This window comes from Paraburkholderia sp. SIMBA_027 (assembly GCF_046535315.1).
Lineage (GTDB): Bacteria > Pseudomonadota > Gammaproteobacteria > Burkholderiales > Burkholderiaceae > Paraburkholderia > Paraburkholderia tropica.
In genome coordinates, this window is record NZ_JAWRWY010000414.1 from 1 (window position 1) to 278 (window position 278).

Sequence of the window (278 nt, forward strand, 5' to 3'; positions counted from 1 at the left end):
TAGTTCGACAGCGTGAAGCTCGGCAACACGCCCTGGGTACCGTCGAATGCGTGGAAGGACAGCACGGCCGTCAAAAGCAACGGCACGAGCAGCAGTCCACAGAACAGCAACAAGGCGGGACCGGCGAGCAGCCATGGCGCGGCGTTGGCCCGCTCAGCGTTCGACCGTGGCGCAGCCCGAACCGGCGCCGGGAGTGGGGAATGCGAGGAATCAGCCATGTGCGGTCTCCGCGAGGATACGCACGGCGTCGTCGGACCAGTGCACGCCCACCGTTTCGC

1 pseudogene is annotated in these 278 nt (G+C 66.5%); it reads right to left on the reverse strand.

Features of this window, described 5'->3' with window-relative positions:
• A pseudogene (locus SB764_RS39630) lies at window positions 1–218 on the reverse strand (ABC transporter permease); the annotation flags it as partial.
• Window positions 219–278: the final 60 nt, after the last annotated feature.